The 19,817-nt window shown below is 28.1% G+C and carries 16 protein-coding genes and 1 tRNA gene; 9 read left to right on the forward strand and 8 right to left on the reverse strand.

Annotation, left to right across the window (positions count from 1 at the left end):
- Positions 1–8 precede the first annotated feature (8 nt).
- The 6 genes from murA to Q0J69_RS07495 all read left to right on the forward strand — a co-directional run bounded on the left by murA (position 9) and on the right by Q0J69_RS07495 (position 8,861).
- Positions 9–1,286 (forward strand): UDP-N-acetylglucosamine 1-carboxyvinyltransferase, encoded by a 1,278-nt coding sequence (gene murA / locus Q0J69_RS07470; protein WP_297205664.1) that lies wholly within the window; start codon positions 9–11, stop codon positions 1,284–1,286.
- 66 nt (positions 1,287–1,352) lie between these two features.
- Positions 1,353–2,201: a flagellar basal-body rod protein FlgF gene (flgF, locus tag Q0J69_RS07475; RefSeq protein ID WP_297205667.1), complete on the forward strand. Its 849-nt coding sequence runs from the start codon at positions 1,353–1,355 to the stop codon at positions 2,199–2,201.
- A 106-nt stretch (positions 2,202–2,307) separates the two neighbouring features.
- Positions 2,308–5,190 carry a methyl-accepting chemotaxis protein gene (locus tag Q0J69_RS07480; protein WP_297205670.1) on the forward strand — a complete coding sequence of 961 codons (2,883 nt, stop codon included), beginning with the start codon at positions 2,308–2,310 and terminating at the stop codon, positions 5,188–5,190.
- 190 nt (positions 5,191–5,380) lie between these two features.
- Positions 5,381–6,484 (forward strand): alanine racemase, encoded by a 1,104-nt coding sequence (alr, locus tag Q0J69_RS07485; RefSeq protein WP_297205671.1) that lies wholly within the window; start codon positions 5,381–5,383, stop codon positions 6,482–6,484.
- A gap of 26 nt (positions 6,485–6,510) precedes the next feature.
- The gene (locus tag Q0J69_RS07490) at positions 6,511–7,884 is read left to right on the forward strand and encodes a sodium:alanine symporter family protein (protein WP_297205673.1); all 1,374 of its coding nucleotides are present in this window, start codon (positions 6,511–6,513) and stop codon (positions 7,882–7,884) included.
- A 320-nt stretch (positions 7,885–8,204) separates the two neighbouring features.
- Entirely contained in the window at positions 8,205–8,861 is a 657-nt protein-coding gene (locus tag Q0J69_RS07495; protein WP_297205674.1) for a flavin reductase, read from the forward strand.
- A gap of 175 nt (positions 8,862–9,036) precedes the next feature.
- Here Q0J69_RS07495 and Q0J69_RS07500 read toward each other — a convergent pair whose 3' ends face one another.
- Entirely contained in the window at positions 9,037–10,653 is a 1,617-nt protein-coding gene (locus Q0J69_RS07500; protein ID WP_297205675.1) for a hypothetical protein, read from the reverse strand.
- Positions 10,654–10,977: 324 nt separating this feature from the next.
- On the opposite strand from Q0J69_RS07500, the gene Q0J69_RS07505 reads away from it, so the two are divergent.
- A complete protein-coding gene (locus Q0J69_RS07505) occupies positions 10,978–12,036 on the forward strand; it encodes a class I SAM-dependent methyltransferase (protein ID WP_297205676.1) in 1,059 nt (352 codons plus the stop codon).
- A gap of 144 nt (positions 12,037–12,180) precedes the next feature.
- Here Q0J69_RS07505 and Q0J69_RS07510 read toward each other — a convergent pair whose 3' ends face one another.
- Positions 12,181–13,521, reverse strand: coding sequence for a CoA-disulfide reductase (locus tag Q0J69_RS07510; RefSeq protein WP_297205677.1), 1,341 nt, complete (start codon positions 13,519–13,521; stop codon positions 12,181–12,183).
- Between the two features lie 247 nt (positions 13,522–13,768).
- On the opposite strand from Q0J69_RS07510, the gene Q0J69_RS07515 reads away from it, so the two are divergent.
- On the forward strand, positions 13,769–14,758 hold the full coding sequence (locus Q0J69_RS07515) for a tetratricopeptide repeat protein (RefSeq protein WP_297205678.1): 990 nt from the start codon (positions 13,769–13,771) through the stop codon (positions 14,756–14,758).
- 1 nt (position 14,759) lies between these two features.
- On the opposite strand, the gene Q0J69_RS07520 is transcribed toward Q0J69_RS07515, so the two are convergent.
- From Q0J69_RS07520 to Q0J69_RS07545, 6 genes are all read right to left on the reverse strand, one after another.
- A complete protein-coding gene (locus Q0J69_RS07520) occupies positions 14,760–15,212 on the reverse strand; it encodes a PepSY-like domain-containing protein (RefSeq protein WP_297205680.1) in 453 nt (150 codons plus the stop codon).
- A gap of 32 nt (positions 15,213–15,244) precedes the next feature.
- Complete coding sequence (locus Q0J69_RS07525; protein ID WP_297205681.1) at positions 15,245–15,679, reverse strand: PepSY-like domain-containing protein; 435 nt, start codon at positions 15,677–15,679, stop codon at positions 15,245–15,247.
- Between the two features lie 97 nt (positions 15,680–15,776).
- The gene (locus Q0J69_RS07530; protein WP_297205682.1) at positions 15,777–15,905 is read right to left on the reverse strand and encodes a hypothetical protein; all 129 of its coding nucleotides are present in this window, start codon (positions 15,903–15,905) and stop codon (positions 15,777–15,779) included.
- A gap of 197 nt (positions 15,906–16,102) precedes the next feature.
- The gene (gene rpsT, locus Q0J69_RS07535) at positions 16,103–16,366 is read right to left on the reverse strand and encodes a 30S ribosomal protein S20 (protein WP_297205684.1); all 264 of its coding nucleotides are present in this window, start codon (positions 16,364–16,366) and stop codon (positions 16,103–16,105) included.
- A gap of 30 nt (positions 16,367–16,396) precedes the next feature.
- Positions 16,397–16,471 (reverse strand) — tRNA-Asp (locus Q0J69_RS07540).
- 87 nt (positions 16,472–16,558) lie between these two features.
- Positions 16,559–16,942, reverse strand: coding sequence for a hypothetical protein (locus Q0J69_RS07545; protein WP_297205686.1), 384 nt, complete (start codon positions 16,940–16,942; stop codon positions 16,559–16,561).
- Positions 16,943–17,105: 163 nt separating this feature from the next.
- Here Q0J69_RS07545 and Q0J69_RS07550 point away from each other — a divergent pair, with 163 nt between their 5' ends.
- A complete protein-coding gene (locus Q0J69_RS07550) occupies positions 17,106–18,209 on the forward strand; it encodes an AAA family ATPase (protein ID WP_297205688.1) in 1,104 nt (367 codons plus the stop codon).
- Positions 18,210–19,817: the final 1,608 nt, after the last annotated feature.

The following is a 19,817-nucleotide window of genomic DNA, read 5'->3' on the forward strand; positions in this document are numbered from 1 at the left end:
GAAAATATATGTATAAATATGTGATAAAAGGTTCAAAGAGTATTGGAGGAGTATTAAAGGTATCAGGTTCTAAAAATGCCTCATTGCCTTTGCTTGTAGCTTCTATTTTAACGGATGAGCCTGTAATACTTCATAACGTGCCAGATTTAGTTGATGTTCATGTACTTATTAATATATTAGAGCCTTTGGGTAAAAAAGTAGATTTTAAGAATAATACTACTGTAATAATATCTCATAATGGTAAAAGCGAGGAAGCTCCTTATAAATTAGTTAAAAAAATGAGGGGTTCTATTATAGTGTTAGGTCCTCTTTTGGCAAAACGTAAGCATTGCAGAGTATCATACCCTGGCGGATGTGCTTTCGGACCTAGACCAATAGACTTGCATTTAAAAGGAATGGAAGCCTTAGGTGCTAAAATAGATATAACTGCTGGATATATTGATGCCAAAGTGGAAGATAATCTTATAGGTGCTGATATGGATTTATCAGGCAAATTCGGACCTACAGTGCTTGGTACTGATAATGTTATGATGGCGGCATCCTTAGCAAAAGGAACTACTATTATAAGAAATGCTGCAAAAGAGCCTGAATGCGTTAATTTGGTTGATTTGCTTAATGCAATGGGAGCAAAGATAACAGGAGGAGGCACTGATACTATAACTATAGAGGGTGTTGATTATCTTCATGGTGCTGAGTTTACAGTTATACCAGACAGAATAGAAACAGGCACTTTCTTGGCTATAGCTGCTGCTGGAAGGGGAAAACTAAAACTTGAAAATGCTGAGCCTAAGCATTTAACTTATGTACTTGATTTGCTTTCAGATATAGGGTGCGATATAAAAACTACAGATACAACTATAGAGATTGATGCTTCTAATAAAGAATTGAAGCCTTTTAAAATAGAAACTTTGCCTTACCCTGGATTTCCAACAGATTTGCAGGCCATTTATACAACATTGGCTTGTACAATTAATGGAAAGAGTGAGCTTATAGAAGGCATTTATCCAGACAGATTCAGTCATGTTCCAGAGCTTATACGTATGGGAGCTGATATTGAATTAAATACTTCTGACATAATAGTAAATGGAGGCAAAGAATTATCAGGTGCAGATGTACAGGCAAGCGATTTGCGTGCTGGTGCTGCTTTGGTTGCTGCAGGTGCTATTGCTAATGGAAGTACGAATGTTCATAGAATATATCATATAGAAAGAGGCTATGAAGATTTGGAGAATAAATTAAAGAGTATAAATATTGATACTAAAAAAGTAGAAGATGATATTTTATAATTTAAATATATATTAAACAATAAATAATAATAATAAGATAATATTTTTAATTAGGGGGTACTAATAATGGTAAGAGGCGTTTATACAGGTGCAAGCGGAATGATGGCCGAACAAGCAAGACTAGATGTTGTAGCTAATAATTTGGCTAATGTAGATAAACCTGGATTTAAAAGAGATACAGTGAGTTTTAAGTCTTTTCCAGAGATGATGGCTGCAAGAACAGAAGATGACGGTGTTGTTATATTCCCTCTTGGTTCTACAGATATAAGACCTTATGTAGGAAGAATGGGAACAGGAGTTGAAGTTAATGAAGTTTTCACAGAATGGGAGCAGGGTTCTTTAAGAGAAACAGGCAATCAGCTTGATATAGCTTTGGGAGATAAGGGATTTTTTGCCATTGAAACTCCTAATGGAGAAAGATATACTAGAAACGGCAGTTTTTTGATAGATAAAGATCATTACTTAGTAACTAAGCATGGTTATAAAGTTATGGGTGAAAACGGCTATATACAGATAAAAACTAATAACTTTAATATAGATGAAGAGGGAAGAGTAAGTATAAATAGAAGATATCAGGATGGCAATACATTTGTACAGTTTAATGATAATGAATGGGAAGATGAGGAGATACTTGATACTTTAAAAATAGTACGCTTTGATAATGAAAGATATTTGAAAAAAGAGGGAGAGTCTTTCTGGGTAGACACAGATATAAGCGGACCAGCATATATAGCTCAAAAAGGTGTAGACAGACCTAAGGTATTATCAAGATTTTTAGAGATGAGCAATGTAAATCCAGTAAATGAAATGGTGAGAATGATAGAGGTTCAAAGAGCTTATGAACTTAACTCCAAAACCATATCTACCCATGATACGCTTATAGGAAGAGTAATAAATGAAGTAGGAAGAGTATAATATTATACTTTTTATAATAAATAAATTTTGATAAAAAATACACGATAATATATAATATTGTATTATATACTTTGAGTATTATTTTTTATTAAATATAGAGGATATTATGGTTTTAGAGAAATTAAAACAACATGTTATTAGCAGATTGAGAGTTTTTAGTATTCCTATATACTTGTTAATTGATGTAGTATTTTGGAATTTGTTTATGTATATCATATATAGAGATTTACCTCCTATATATGGTATAAAAATTGTCTTAGCTGTAGTTTCCTTTATTTTTCTATTTAAATATTTAAGAAGATGGAAAGCAAATGCAGAAGTAAAATTGGCAAGCAGAACAATTTTTATATTTTTTATTATGTCTATTACTGGCAGTGTTTTAGAATTAATAATATACTCAATAGTTAATGATTCATTTATGTATACAACAATAATAGCTTTCTTTGCTGCTACTATAAATGCCAGTTTATTAGTATTTGTATTCTCTTTATTATTTAAGATTTTCTCTAAAAATTTTGAATTGGAAGAAAATGTAGTAACATTTTATATTCCATTAACTGCTAAATTAAGTGTTACGGTTTATTTGTTTTTTTCTTCTATAGTGTTAGCATTTTTATTAAATTATTGTAAAGTGGAAGAAAACACTTACATAAATACAGTCAGTGATCAAACTTTGAATGAGGTTCTTAATATATCAGGAAATATTAGTGATTTTAATAACAAAGTAAGAGCGGATATGATATCTTACAATAATTTTGTATTAAGTATGTATTCAGGAAGAAACACTATAACAAGAAATATTATTCAGGAAGAATTTGTTAATAAACTTCCATATTATAATAATACATTGAATAATAATTATAATAGTATTTCTGTAAATATATATGATAAATATCTTGATACAGATTTACCTTACTCTATAACTATAACTAAAGATGCTGCTACAGGCAAATATTCAACTAGATCGTCAGATTCTTTAAGCATGCATACATTTTTGGAGAATGATATAAAAGTTAATAATATAGCCTTCAATGTAAATGTATATGATAGAAACAGCATATATATATCCTCATATTCTAAATTAAATCTTTTTGGTAATGATTTGGGTTATGTTATAACAGAGGCAGATATTAGTGATATAGGCAGAATAATTAAAAATAATGATATACTGTCAAAATGGTCTTATGTTTATTATAGGGTAAATGATAGAGATATAGTTTTAAGTTCTGACAGCAGATATATATCAGAAAGAATCTCAGAAGTAATACAATCATCAGTAGAATTAAGTTCATATATTGAGAAATTTGAAAATAATATAGAAAATAATATTTTTGATTATACCAGTAATATACCTATAGCAGAAAATAATTCTATAGTTATAGTTTCTTATTTAAAAGAATTAAAATTAATAGCCTTATATTATAAAGATATTAATACTGTTATAAAAGATTCTAATATGGACAGCAGAATATTTTTATATGTTTCTTTGTATATATTAACATTTATTGTAGCATTTGTAATATATATTATTATTCTTAAGTTTTTGTTATTATCTATTAAAAAGGCGAATGTATCTACAGAAGCTCTCATTGGTGTAAATGGTGATTTGAGAAAGAGAATTTCATCAAGAAACAATGATGAAATAGGAGTTTTGATATATAACTTTAATTTATTCTTGGCAAGATTGGATACTTTGATAGGAGAGCTTAAATTAGAGAGTTATAAGGTTTTTGATGAAATAAAGATAATAGAAAAGGTTATTGATGAAAATACGAATAGAATTAATGATCAAAGTTCAAGTATTACAGAAAGTGTTGCAAGTGTTAATAATATAATTAACTCAATACAGAATGTTACTAATTCTACGGATCAGCAAAGACATGCATTTTCATCGGCTTCTATTGCAGTAGAAGAACTTCTTCAGACAATTTATAAGATTAATGATAATATGGAGCGTCAGTCATCAGCGGTAGAACAGACTTCAGCTTCTATTGAAGAGATGATTTCTAATATTACAAGTGTAGCAAAAAGTGTTAATAAGGCGGACAGCTTCTCTAAAAAATTACTTGTTGATGCCCATGACGGCGGTGATACGGTAGATGAGGTTATTGAGGCTGTAAGAGGTATTGAGGAAAGCTCTGACCAAATTAAAGAGATTGTTAACGTTATTCAAGGTATTGCCGAGCAGACTAACCTTTTGGCTATGAATGCTGCTATTGAGGCTGCACATGCTGGAGAGCAGGGAAGAGGTTTCTCTGTTGTTGCTGACGAGATTAGATCTTTAGCGGAACATACTGCTGATAACACTAAATCTATTACGAATATTATTAAGGCTATTACGAAGAGAATTGAAGAAACAGTGGAGCTTGCAAGTAACAGCGGTAAATCTTTGGATAATATACTTGATATGTCAGAAAATACTGCTAGGGTTGTTTCCGAGATTAATACGGCTAACAGTGAGTTAGAGGTTGGAGGAAGAGATATACTTGAAACTATCAGACACTTAAATAATATTACAACTGGCGTTAAAGAAAGTGTTAAAGAGCAGATGAACAGCGGTGATGTGGTGGATAGCCAAATTACATTGCTTGACCAAATAACTAGAGAGGTTTCAGATATTATTGAAGCTAACAGTTCAGGTGCTAAAGAGGTTGTACATGCTATGACTTTCCTCAATGAATTATCAGTAAAAACAGTGGAAGGAAACAAGGAGTTTTATGAGGCTACTGCTAAATTAAATGAGATATTTAATAAATTTAATGATCTTATGACTAAATTTGTTACTAATGCTGATAAGGTTGAGGAAGTAAATAATGATAATTTAGATGATGAATCTTCTAATGATTATTCTGTGGATAAGAGAATGGATATGGAGCTTAAGAGTCTTGAAGAAGAATTTAAACATGATAATGACGGATTTAAAAATAATGAAGAAGTATTAGAGATGCTTAAAGAAGATTTTAAAAATCCTGAAATGTTTGATAGGTAATTAAATAATATTTATTATAAAAAATAAGTGAGGTGTTATATGTAAAATATTAACCTTACTTATTTTTTTATTTTAAAAATAAAAATATTTCTTATCACAACAAATATGATTTTAAAGAAAAAAAACGAATTTTATTGACAAACATAAAAAAATAGTTATACTAAAATTTATACAAGGTTGGAAATTAAATATGTTAAATTTTACGGTGGCTGAAGTTAATTTATCGAATTTAGAAAATAACATGAAAAATATACGTACACTTCTAAATGGTGTAAAACTACTTAATATAGTTAAAGCAGATGCTTATGGGCATGGGATAGTTGCTATATCTAATGCTTCAGAAAGGTTTGGAGCAGATGCTTTGGGGGTCGCTACAGTTGAAGAGGCTATAAAGATAAGAGAAAACGGAGTTAGTATTCCAATAATAGTTTTGTTTCAGCATTATAAAAAAGATTCTGATTTAGTATGCCGGTACAATTTAACACCTATAATAAGTAATGATGAATGTCTGCCGTATTATAATGATTATTTAAATAAATATGGAGGGAAGCTTGGGTTATATATAAAGGTCGATACTGGTTTGAATAGGATGGGTGCCAAGCCTGAGGATGTATTGGATCTAGCAAAGAAGGTTCTGTCGTACAATAATTTAAGTATAGAAGGTATTAATACTCATTATGCTGGTGCGGATATGACAGAAGATCATGCCAAAGAATTTACCAGAAATCAAATAAATATTTTCAATGAAGTTCTATCTAATTTAAAAGCTAATAATATTAATATAAATAATGCCCATACAGCAAATTCTGCTGCCTTAATTTCATATAAAGATACATATTTTGATATGATTCGTGCAGGAATAATATTGTACGGATATCCTTATTCTGATGTAAGCAGTATAGAAGTAAAACCTATTCTTAATTTAAAGTCTAGAGTTATTTTAGTTAGAAATATAAAAAAGGGTGAAAGTATTTCTTATGGTATGACATGGACAGCAAATAAGGATACTAAAGTTGCTGTTGTTCCTGTGGGATATGCTGACGGAATATCAAGGAAATTGTCTAATAATTGGGAAGTAAAAATTAATGGTAAATATTATCCTTTAAGGGGAAAAATATGCATGGATTCTATTATTATAGATGTGGGCAATGATAATATAAAATCGGAAGATGAAGTTTTAATATTTGGAGATGATGAGAGATTAAATGCTAAAACTATGGCAGATAAAGTTGGAACTATAAGCCATGAGGTGCTGGTAAATATAGGATATAGAGTTAAAAGACTTTATATATAAATAAATTAATTTTAGGGAGAAAAAAAATGGTTGAAATGATATCTCAAATTAATGGCGTCATCAACAGTTTTGTATGGGGTCCTATTATGTTGACCTTATTGGTTGGTACAGGTATATTTTTAAGTATTAGGACAGGGTTTATTCAGGTTACAAAAATACCTTTATGGGTTAAACACACTTTCGGTTCTTTGGCTAAAAGACAGGACGCTGATGATAATATTACACCTTTTCAGGCGGTTAGTACGGCATTAGCAAGTACAGTAGGAACTGGTAACATAGCTGGTGTAACTACTGCTATAGTTGCAGGAGGTCCTGGAGCATTGTTTTGGATGTGGTTTGCTGCTTTCTTCGGAATGGTTACTAAATATTCTGAAGTTATATTAGCAGTTCATTACAGAATAAAAGATGATCAAGGACATCACCACGGCGGTCCTATGTACTACATATCAAAAGGTGCTAATTTACCTTGGCTTGGAAGTATATTTGCTGCTTTAGCTGCTTTAGCTTGTTTTGGTGCTGGTAATATGACTCAGACTAATGCTATGGCTGCCGTTATGAATCAAAACTTTGGAGTACCTCATATAGTTACAGGTATTGTTGTAGTTGCTATAACAGGCGTTATTATCATAGGTGGTATTAAAAGAATAGCTACTGTTACAGAAAAATTAGTTCCTGTTATGTGTGTTATATATATAGTTTCTGGTATAGTAATATTAGTTATGAATGCAGATAAAATTCCTAATGCTTTCCAAAGAATATTCTCAGAAGCATTTTCATTAAAACAAGTTGGTGCTGGTTTTATGGGATATGCAATAATGATGGGAATTAGATATGGTTTTGCACGCGGTGTATTTTCAAATGAAGCAGGTTTAGGAACTGCTCCTATGGCACATGGTGCTAGTAATTCTAAAAACCCTGTAGAACAAGGTTTATGGGGTATATTTGAAGTATTAGTTGATACTTTTTTTGTTTGTACTTTAACTGGTCTTATGGCTATTATTTTCTTGGAACTAAATCAAGGTACTAAATTAAATGGTGCTGAGTTAATATCTGCTTCTTATGGTGCTAATTTGGGAAGAGCTGGTTCAATAATACTTACAGTTTCATTGATATTATTTGCTTTCACTACTTTTGTAGGATGGTCACATTATGGTGTAGTTGCTTTAGGTTATCTTACAAAAAGAAATAGAATAGCTTCTTATTCATATAGAATTATATTCTTAGTAGTTGGTTTGATTGGTGCTGTAAGCCAATTAGAATTAATATGGGCTATAGCTGATACATTAAATGGTTTAATGGCTTTGCCTAACTTGATAGGTCTTCTAATATTATCTCCTAAAGTTGCTCAGCTTACTAGAGATTATATGAAAGATCCTAATTCTATAAGAATGAAAGATTAAAACACAGTTTGATATGATTTTAAAAATTTTTATTTTTGGAAGTGATATTGCGGAATTTGATAAGAGAATTTACTTTAATATGAGGTGTAGCTGATACTTTAATGGTTTTATTGCTATTCCTAATTTAAATAAGTCTTTTAACTCTATATTATGTATGCTGAAACTCAGTAAAGATTCACTTTAAAATCCGCATAAAATTATTATAGTATCCCTGTCTATTAATTTAGGCAGGGATTTTTAATATATAAAAAGTGCTATATGGTATTGACTTTTTATTAATATTATTATATAATTAGTTATTATTATTAATAAGGATGCGTATGAATACTTTTGCTTTAACTAAACTTTCTTATGGTATGTATATTCTATCCACTATGGATGGAGATAAACCTGTAGGCTGTACAATTAATACATCAACTCAGATTACGGCTACTCCTACAACTATAATGATTAGTGTTAATAAAAACAATTATACTAACGGATGTATAAAGAAAAATGGTAAGTTTGCTCTTTCTATACTTTCAGAAAAAAGTGATTCTACATTGATAGGCGGATTTGGATTTAGAAGTTCTAGGGATAATAATAAATTTGAAAATGTCGATTATGAAATAAAATATGAAATGCCTATAATAAAAGCAGCTAATGCCTACTTAATTTGTAAAGTAGTTGATAGTTTAGAAGTACATACGCATACCATATTTATAGGTGAGCTTTTAGAGGCTGAGATATTGGATAATGAGGCTAATTCTATGACTTATTCTTATTATCATAATGTAATTAAAGGAAATACTCCTGCAAATGCTTCTACTGCTAATGCTTACAAAAAAGAAGATAAAAAGGAAGAAGCTAAAGCTGTTTATAGATGTAAAACTTGCGGATTTGAATATAAGGGAGATATTCCTTTTGAAGATTTACCTAAAGATTGGGTTTGTCCTATATGCGGAGAGCCTAAAAGCAATTTTGAAAAAATCTCATAATAATAAATCAAACTAATTTTTACCCCAATTTTTATGACAGTGCATATACAGAAAAATATATGCACTGTATGAATTATAAAGGAAATATCAATATGATAAAAATTGTAAATAATTCATTCTTTAGCGATGAAGATTATAAATTATTAATAGAAGAATATAAATCAATTATTAATATTTAAGAAATGAAATTATCTGTTTCTTTTAATATATTATTCTTTAAGTTATCTCTTTTAGCTTTTAATTTTTTTAATATATCTGATGCCAGCTTTTTATCTTTTAAAGATTTTCTTATCTGCCAAAATCCTGTATCCCATAAAGATATCTTAAATTTTTCTCTGTCAATTTGATATATATTGGAATAAAAAAACTTATAAAGCTCTTTTCCTATATCAATTAATTCTAAAGCCTCTTTTGAAATATATTTTATATTTTTATTTAGATACTCATATACATATCTTTTTTCATCATTGTATTCAAATAGTGTACATCCAGAATATACCTCTTTATAATCAAAAGGGTAGAATTGATTAATGATTTTATAATAATTATCTTTATATAAAATATTATCCATAGAAGAAGTTTGATTTGAAGTAGAAAACAAACTCCATACCACGCAGTCGAGTATAAACTTTTTCTTTGGTTCTTTTTTTGGTATTGAGAACTGATCGCTTCCATTAAGCCAATTAACCTTTACTGTTCTTCTAACAGCATGTATGACCATAGCTTTTTCAAAATTTTCTTTTGTTATTGATAATGAACCTGCTGATGCCTGAGGAGCTGAAAATATTGCTGTGAGATTTTGTTTTTGCAAATCACTTCCGCAGCTCATAAGAGAACCAATAAAACCTTCGCATACTTTATCTCTTATATCTCTGCCGCTTGTTTTTACTTTTATAGCTGATGACAATGGAACGAATGTATAGGAAGTTCTAATTCTTTTTATCCATTTATTAAGCAAATTATTTCTATCAACTACACTGTAATTTTTTTTATCTATTATATTACATTTATCATCTATAACATCAAGCATTATATTTTCATTTCTTATATTGTATTTATTATTAATATTCCATATTATAAAACTTACTGGAAATGGTGTTGTTTTGGATGTATTATCAAAATTTGATGAAGAGAATATAAAGCCCGATATAAACTTGTAACTGCATACCTTATTTCTAAACTTTTCATTATTATTATATTTTATATAGTTAGTTTTTGAGAATATAGCTAGAATAATATTATTATTATTTATAAACTCCTGATTTATTCTAAACATAAACTGAGCGTAAAGTTCTCTTGATGCTTCCCCCAATTTTTCACTATGCATTATATCTCTTATTTTGCTTACACTTACGTTTTTTTTGCTTTTTGAGTTTGTGCCTGCAACCTGACTTGTGGCATAAGGTGGATTAATAAATATAATCCATTTTATATTTTTATTTTTTAAATCATTTTGTAATATTAAAGGAAGTTTTTTATATTTTATATTTTTATCATCAATATCATCATTTAAATAATCATATTGAAATAAGCATGCATCCTTAAAAGTTTTTCTGCAGTATTCTATGTCATTATTATCTATTGTAGACATATATAAATATTTATGATATTTTTTTTCTATATAATATTCAAGATTTCCTTTTCCGCATGACATATCCCATATTCTATAATTCCCATTATCCAGTTCTTTCTTATCTACTGCATCATATATATATTGAACAGCTTTTTGAGCAAATATTAATGGAGTATAAAATTCTCCTAAGTATCTTTTTTTTGAATTATATTCTTTCATAATTTATTATTGTATAGCTAATAAATTTTTATTTCAATTTTATTATATATTTATTTGAAAAAGTGATATATATTAATAAATTTTGAAAATAAAAAGTATTAATAGTATTTATATAGTAAATTATATTTGAAATTCTTGACTTTAATATATAATATGGTATACTCTATACATGTTAAATATATCAACAATCAACAATCAACAATCAACAATCAACAATCAACAATCAACAATCAACAATCAACAATCAACAATCAACAAATAATTTTTTATATAAAATATATCCTATTTTCATAATAGTTTTTTTTACAAGCGTAGGAGTTTAATATGTATAACCATAATTTATTCTTTAATGAAAAATATGAAATAAGAGGTAAGAAATTTGATGATCAAATAAATGAATGGAGTACAAAATATAAATCTTTAATGTCCATAGAACAAAAAAGATTTTTAATGTCTATTATATCAGAAAATAAAATTAAAAATGTACTTGAAGTAGGTATATTTAATGGGGTATCATCATTATGCATTTTAAAATCTGGATTATCAGCAAATAAAGATTTTCATTTATATAGCATTGATTTAAATAATAATAAGGATTTTGTAGGGCAAGCAGTTTTTGGATTTTGTAATGAGGAAGAGTTAAAACATTACCATATTAATATAGGTAAAACGGTCTTTGATATAGAAAATATTGTTCCTAAAGATATTAAATTTGATTTAGTATTTATAGATGCTGGACATCATCATCCTCATCCGTTAATTGATCTTATATTTTCCATACCATATATGCATGAAAATACAATTATAGTATTGCATGATGTTATAGATTATATGAGACCTAATGCATGGGGAGAAAGTTTTATATTTGAATCTTGGCAAGGGGATAAATATAGATTATATGATGATTTTGAGAATAATATATATTCAGGAATGGGATGTATAAAACTATATAAAACAAAGGAAGAATTATATGATAATATTAAATTAGTTGCCAATATACCTTTTAGGGCAAATCCATGGGCAATTAAGTATAATCCAGATAAAGAAATTATGGATAGTTTAACAATTAGTTTAAAAGATTTAGATATTCTAAAAGAATATATTGGAAAATATTATAATAAAGACTTTGCTGATGAAATATATAATATTTTTATAAAAAATTATAAAGAATACGAGAGAAACTGTTTACTGTATATGCATGAAACTAGATTTTTTAATTATTTATTTGAAAATACATTTGAAATTGATAGAAATATAAATGAGGTTAATAATAGGATAGATAATCTTATAAGTATGGTAGTATGGTTTATACCTATAAGAAAAATAAGAGATAAGATAAGAGATAAAATAAAATATAAAATAAGAGGTAAAAACAGTATATAGTATAAAATAAATATGGTATTATTTATTAAAATATTAAATCTATAAAATTTATATTAATATTAGAATAACAGTGTTATTATATTTAATGCATTGATGTTATTAAAAGCAAGTATAAAGAATAACCTCCATACTTGCTTAAATTAATTATTTAGCAGCATTTCCTACCACATTCAATGAATCCCAAGTTCTTGCAAAAGGAGGAGCATAACATAAATCAAGCATTCCTAACTCATCTACTGTCAGTCCTGCATGTATGCATGCTGCTATTACATCAGCTCTTAATACAGCACCTCTTTTTCCTAATATTTGTCCTCCTATTATCTTTCTGCTGTCTGATAAGTATATTAATTTTATATGCAAATCCTGATAATCAGGGTAATAATGTGTATGATCAATATCTTTTATTGTAACAGTTTTATAGTTAATATTTCTTTTTTTAGCCTCTTCTTCTGTTATGCCTGTGCGTGCTGCTTCTAGTTCAAAGGCAAGTATGCATGCACTAGTTAAGCTTCCTATAAACTGTTCATGTCCTCCTACCAAATTTGAAGCAACCATTCTTCCTAGTTTATTAGCACCAGTTGCAAGTGCAGCATAAGTCTGACTGTCAGTTACTCTGTCATATATGCTTGCACAATCTCCCGCTGCATATATAGAATCAATACTTGTTTTACCCTCTCTGTCTACTAATATAGCTCCATTTTCCATAAGTTTTATGCCAGCATCTTTTGCTAAATCACTGTTAGGCTTAACTCCTATAGCAACGACAACATAATCAGCATTATATTTTCCTTTATCTGTAATAACAGCATTAACATTATTATTTGAATCAGCTTCCAATGACATAACTTTTTCATTAAGGTGTAAATCAACATTTTCTTTTATATGCTCTATAACTATATCCGAAAACTCTTTATCAAATTTATTTCCAAATACTCTGTCAGAACGCTGTATTATAGTAACATTTTTTCCTATATGTTTTAAAGCATGTGCTGCCTCTATAGCTATAAAACCAGCTCCAAGTACTATAACATTTTTTATATTGGAGTCTTTCATTTTTTCCTTCATATTTATAGCATCCTGATAATCTTTTAAAGTAGATACATTTCCTATATTAATATTTGGTATATTAGGTATTATTGATTTTGCTCCAGTTGCTATAAGAAGAGAGTCATAATTATCTTCAAACTCTTTATTGTTCATTATATCTTTTACTAATACTTTTTTATTTTTAGCATCTATTTTTAATACTTCATGCTTTACTTTCAAATCTATTCCAGACTTGATAGTAGCTTCAGCAGTTCTTGCTATCATAGTATTTGGATTGTCATAAAATCCTCCTACATAATAAGGCATGCCGCATGCTCCCCAAGATACTACATCTGTTTTTTCATAAACTGTGATAACAGCTTCTTTATCAATTCTTCTTGCCTTAGCTGCCGCACTCATTCCTGCAGCAACGCCTCCTATTATTATAACTTTTTTCATATAAGAAACTCCTTTATTTTTATATACCCATATATAGTATTTAGTATAATAATTAAAGAATAATTTGTCAATTAATTTGATTAAATAATACAAAATTTGAGGTTAAAAATCAATAAAATTAATTTTAATTTACAATTATTTTATAAAAATATTATATTTAATAATATAGCATTATTCTGAAATAATAAGAATTACTTTTTACAATACTAAGATATTTGCATCTAAATTTAATAAAGGAAATAATTATATGGATGATGAAAATAATATTTTAGAAGATAAAATTAGAAATATGATACTACATTATAAAGAGATATGCGAAAAAGAGCCTAATAATTATAAATCTATGGTGGAGTTTGGTATTTTCTACACACAGCTTGGAAGACATGAAGAAGCTGTTGAAATTTTTAAGAAGGCTTTGCTTATCAATAGTAATGATTATTCTATATGGAGGCTTATAGGAATATCATATACAAAGATAAGAAGCTATTATAATGCTATTATACATTTAGAACATGCTTATGAACTTGAAAATAATGATTATATCAGTTTAAATTGGCTTGGAAACTGTTATGTTAATGTAGGAAGATATGAAGAGGCAGTTAATGTATTGAACAAATCTTTTATGATAGCACCTAAAGAATATCTTAATTGGCGTACACTTGGTATAGCATTATATCATTTAAATAGATTGGATGAGGCTTTGGAATCTTTTGAAAGGGCTATTGAGCTTAATAAATATGATTATGAGAGTATTAATTGGATTGGTGTTTTGTATAAAGATAACGGCAATTATCAAAAGGCTATAGAATATTTCAGTAAAGTATTGGAAATTGAAAATAATAATTATATGCTTTATTTTAATATTGGAGTATGCTATTTTTTATCTGATAATTTTTCTGATGCATTGAATTTTTTTAATAAGGCATTGGAAATAAATGATTCTGATTATATGCTTTATCATTATATAGGAGCTTTATTTTATAAATCCAAAGATTATATTAATGCAATTGATCATTTAAATAAAGCTATAAGCATTAATGATAAATATGCATCTTCATATCATTTTTTGGGATTAGCATATTACTTTGCTGGGCTTTATGATAATGCTGTTTATATACTTGAGGAATGCATTAAACTTGATGACTCTGACAAAGAAGTTTATGCTTCATTATCTGAAGTATACAGAGCAGTAGGGGATATAGATAAATCAATTCTTGCCTTTGATAAGGCTAAATAATTTAATTTGTATTATTATTTTCTTCTAAATTTTCTTTACTTATTATAATACCGTATCCGCTGATTTCTATTTTATATTTATTATCTAATACTATAATAAAATTCTTATCTTTTCTCTCTATATCAGTTATTTTAGAAGAAGGATATTCATTATCTATAACATTAACCATAGATTTATGTATGCAGCTTCTAGGTATTCCATTTTTATTATTTTCGTTTTCATTTATAATGCTTATTTTCTTCCAAAGCCCAGTATTATAGAATATAAATTTATATCCGAAATCTATATTCACCTCATATCCGCCTCCGCTTTGATATAAGGCTACAGTTTCAATATTATTGCCAGGAAAATTCATATTAATAAAATTCTTCGCTCTTAAAGGAAGAGAATTTTCTGTCATAGATTGAGAGAATAGTACTGAACTTATTAATAATATTATAATAATCTTTTTCATATAAAATTTCTAAAATAAAAAATATATCATTATTAATATTCGTATTTTCTTCCTATTAATTTACCATTTTTTTCTATATATAAGTTCATATTATTATCAAGTTTTATATCATATCTGTTGTCATTTATTGATGTGTCCAATATTGCACACTGAGGATACAAGCTCATTATAGTCTTTATTACTTCTTTAGGAAGAACATTATGAGTTATTTTATTATTATTTCCATTTATATAAAGCCACTCTCCAGTCCATTTAAATTTTATTTCTATTCCGCTTTTGAGATTTACTATATAATCTCCGCTTTTTTCTTTTTCAGCTAAATATATTTCATCTCCGTAAAAATAATAACCTATAAACTCTTTAACATCTTTAGGCAGTTTATCAATGTCTATTATTTTTTTCTCAGCAAATGCTATAGCACTTAATAGCATCATCATAACAGAGCATAGTAGTAATATCCTTTTCATAAATACTCCTTTATATATAAAACCTATATAAAGGAGTATAATAGAAATATTTAATTTTGTCAAATTTTATTTACATAATTTTACAAAAAATATATATTTATTCGTTTTTTTCAAATTCTTTGTCATAATTATTTATAATATCATTATATTCATCAATTAATAATCTGTATTCATCATCATTTAATAGTAAGAAATCATTAAAGTTATTTATTAATTCTATAGTCATAGTTTACAATCCTCCTTTTAAAATAACATATTAATGTGTACTAAAATACAAATAAAATAATTAAATCATAGTTTTATATAATAAAATATAACAAAACATAAAATAAATTCAATTTTATTAATTTAAAAAATAAAAAGTCTATATATTCAGACTATGGAATATATAGACTTAAAATACTAAAATTAAATATATTTTTATTAATTCATAGCATTAATTTTTTTCATAATGTCAGATTTTTTAGCACTTGCTCTATTGGAATGAATAACAGATTTTCTAGCAGCTTTATCTAAAGCACTTGCATATTTCTTATATTCTTCCATAGCTGATGCTTTATCATTAGCATCTATAGATTTAATAACTTTCTTTTTTTGAGTGTTTAAAAAACTTTTAATTTTTCTATTATATAAATTTCTTACTGAATTTTGTCTTAATCTTTTAGATGCGGAAGCTATATTAGGCATTAAAGTACTCCATATTTTAAAATAAAAAAGCGGAGTTGACGGGGCTCGAACCCGCGGCCTCCTGCGTGACAGGCAGGCGCTCTAACCAAACTGAGCTACAACTCCAAACTAGTTAAGGATGCTTTATATTATATACTAACTTATTTTTTTGTCAATACTTATAAATAAAAAAATATTAAATTATTTATTTAATCAATACTCATCATCGTCATAATAATTATAAAGACTGGATATGCATTTTTCACATATATTTTCATTTAAAAGCAGAATTAATATTTTAAGGCTGTCTATATTATCTATATAATATATATTATTGTTATTTTTATAATACTGATATGTATTGATTTTGATATTATTATCATTAGAGTTTATATTTATATTATATTCAGCAAAATCGAAAAACTGATCTTCTATTTCATTTAGAGTTCCGCATAAGGAATTATTAACATCATTGTAATCTTTTATTTTTATATATAAAGTTTTATCTTTTTTATTTGTATGTATTGTAGATTCAAATATATGATAATCATTTTTTGCTTTGTTTATATATTCAGGAGGAAGAATAGCATATCCCATTAAAATTAATCCTAAAATTATTTTGGATAATATATTAAATTGATTTTTTGAAAATAAAACAATATATAGTTCTTTTTAAGTATTTTATTATGATTATATATTTGCAAGCATGAAATATATAATATATAATAGCTAAAATTATACAATTTCTAAGGATAAAAAAATGGCTAAAACAGGAGAAAATCTGCATCAGAAACCATTAATGGAAGAGCTTTATAAGGAAGAATTAGATGCTTTAAAAAAAGAGGATAAAAACAGCAAGCCTAAAAACTGGCAGCTTTCTCCTCAGGCTGTAAGAGATTTTATTCTTGGAAAAGAGCTTAAAAACGGAACGGTTATAAAAAGAAAATTTTACGGAGATGATGCTTTAGTTGAGCGTGCCATAATAACTTTAGCAGGAAATAGGGGATTAATGCTTGTAGGAGAGCCCGGAACTGCCAAAACTATGCTAAGCGAATTATTATCTGCTGCTATAAGCGGGAACAGTACAATTACAATACAAGGAACAGCAGGTACTAATGAAGATAATATAAAATATTCTTGGAACTATGCTATGCTTTTTGCCAAAGGTCCTGTAGAGGAAGCTCTTATACCTTCTCCTGTTTATACTGGGATGGATAATGGCATTATTACCAGATTTGAAGAGATTACTAGATGTCCGCTTGAGATACAGGATTCTTTAATAAGTATATTAAGCGATAAGATTTTGAATATACCAGAACAGAATAAAGTACTTTTTGCTAAGGCTGGCTTTAATATAGTAGCTACTGCTAATACAAGAGATAAGGGTATAAATGAAATGAGTTCTGCTTTAAAAAGGAGATTTAACTTTGAAACTGTAGAGCCTATAAGAAATCCTAAACTTGAAGGAGAAATAATTACTAGTCAATGCAAAACACTTCTTGAGCTTGCCGATATAGACATTAATATAGAAGATGATGTTGTTGATGTTCTTGCGGTTACATTTAATGAATTAAGAAGCGGCAAAAGTTTCGAGAATGCCAAAATACAGGAGTTAAATTCTGTTATGAGCACTGCTGAAGCGGTATCTGTTTACTATCAGTCAGCACTTCATTCATATTATTACGGCGATAAAAAAATAAAGATGGGTACTTTGGTTGAAAACTTAATTGGGAGCGTGGCTAAGGAAAATAAGGATGATTTGCCTAAATTAAAAAATTATTTTAATAACTCTGTAAAAATAAAAGCTGAAAAAATGGGCAAACGCTGGAAAGAGTATTATGAAAGCAGGAATTTGATTAAATAGTGCTGATTAGATTTAACGCACGGTGAATAGAATTTATAATATAGTAAAGATGAGTATTTAAAATAAATCTATATTTTTAATTTCGTTTTGCGTGCGGTACGTAAGGCTATAAATTTAAAAAACACTTGGGTGGGCAGTGCTGTAACTTATTAGACTAAAAAGAAAAACAGAATAAGAATAACAAATAATATTGAAATGCTAGAGGGTGGGAAAATGTAATTAAATTTTAAAATTTTATTACATACCCCGCCCTTTAGGTTTTACTGCCTTTATAAGAAATAGCACTCCAATTTGTTTTGTTGTTTGAGTAGAAGAAGCACCCCCACCCAAGTTTTTATTATATTTGATACTTTCACAAACGCAGGTGAATAGATTATAAATTTTATTACATACCCCTCCCTTTAGGTTTTGCTGTCTTTATAAGAAATGGCACTCTAATTTGTTTTGCTATTTAAGTATAAGAAGCAAGCCCGCCCAAGTGATTATTATATTTGGTACTTTCACAAACGTACGGTGAATAGAATTTATAATATAGTAAAGATGAGTATTTAAAATAAATCTATATTTTTAATTTCGTTTTGCGTGCGGTACGTAAGGCTATAAATTTAAAAAACACTTGGGTGGGCAGTGCTGTAACTTATTAGACTAAAAAGAAAAACAGAATAAGAATAACAAATAATATTGAAATGCTAGAGGGTGGGAAAATGTAATTAAATTTTAAAATTTTATTACATACCCCGCCCTTTAGTTTTGCTGTCTTTATAAGAAATGGCACTCCAATTTGTTTTGCTGTTTGAGCAGAAGAAGCAAGCCCGCCCAAGTAATTATTATATTTGATACTTTCACAAACGCAGGTGAACAAAGCCAAAATTGAAAAATTTCATCACATACCCCGCCCTTTAGGTTTTACCGCCTTTATAAGAAATAGCACTCCAATTTGTTTTACTGTTTAGTTAGAAGAAGCCCGCCCAAGCAATTATTATATTTGATATTTTTATAAACACAGGTGAACAAAGCCAAAATTGAAAAATTTCATCACATACCCCGCCCTTTAGATTTTACTGTCTTTATAAGAAATAGCACTCCAATTTGTTTTGCTGTTTAGTTAGAAGAAGCCCGCCCAAGTGATTATTATATTTGGTACTTTCATAAACGCACGGTAAACAAAATTTATAATGTTACAAAGATGAGGATTGCAAGTAAATCTATATTTTTAACTTTGTTCCGCGTGCGGTGAATAGATTACAAATTTTATTTACATACCCCTCCCTTTAGGTTTTGCTGTCTTTATAAGAAATAGCACTCCAATTTGTTTTGATGTTTAGTTAGAATGAGCATGCCCTCCCAAGTGATTATTATATTTGATGCTTTCACAAACGCGGGTGAATAAAGCCTAAATTTTTTAAATTAATTACATACCTCGCCCTTTAGATTTTACTGTCTTTATAAGAAATGGCACTCCAATTTGTTTTACTGTTTAGTTAGAAGAAGCCCTCCCAAGTAATTATTATATTGATACTTTCACAAACGTACGGTGAATAGAATTTATAATATAATAAAGATGAGTATTTAAAATAAATCTATATTTTTAATTTCGTTTTGTGTGCG

This window comes from uncultured Brachyspira sp. (genome assembly GCF_944388875.1).
GTDB lineage: Bacteria > Spirochaetota > Brachyspiria > Brachyspirales > Brachyspiraceae > Brachyspira.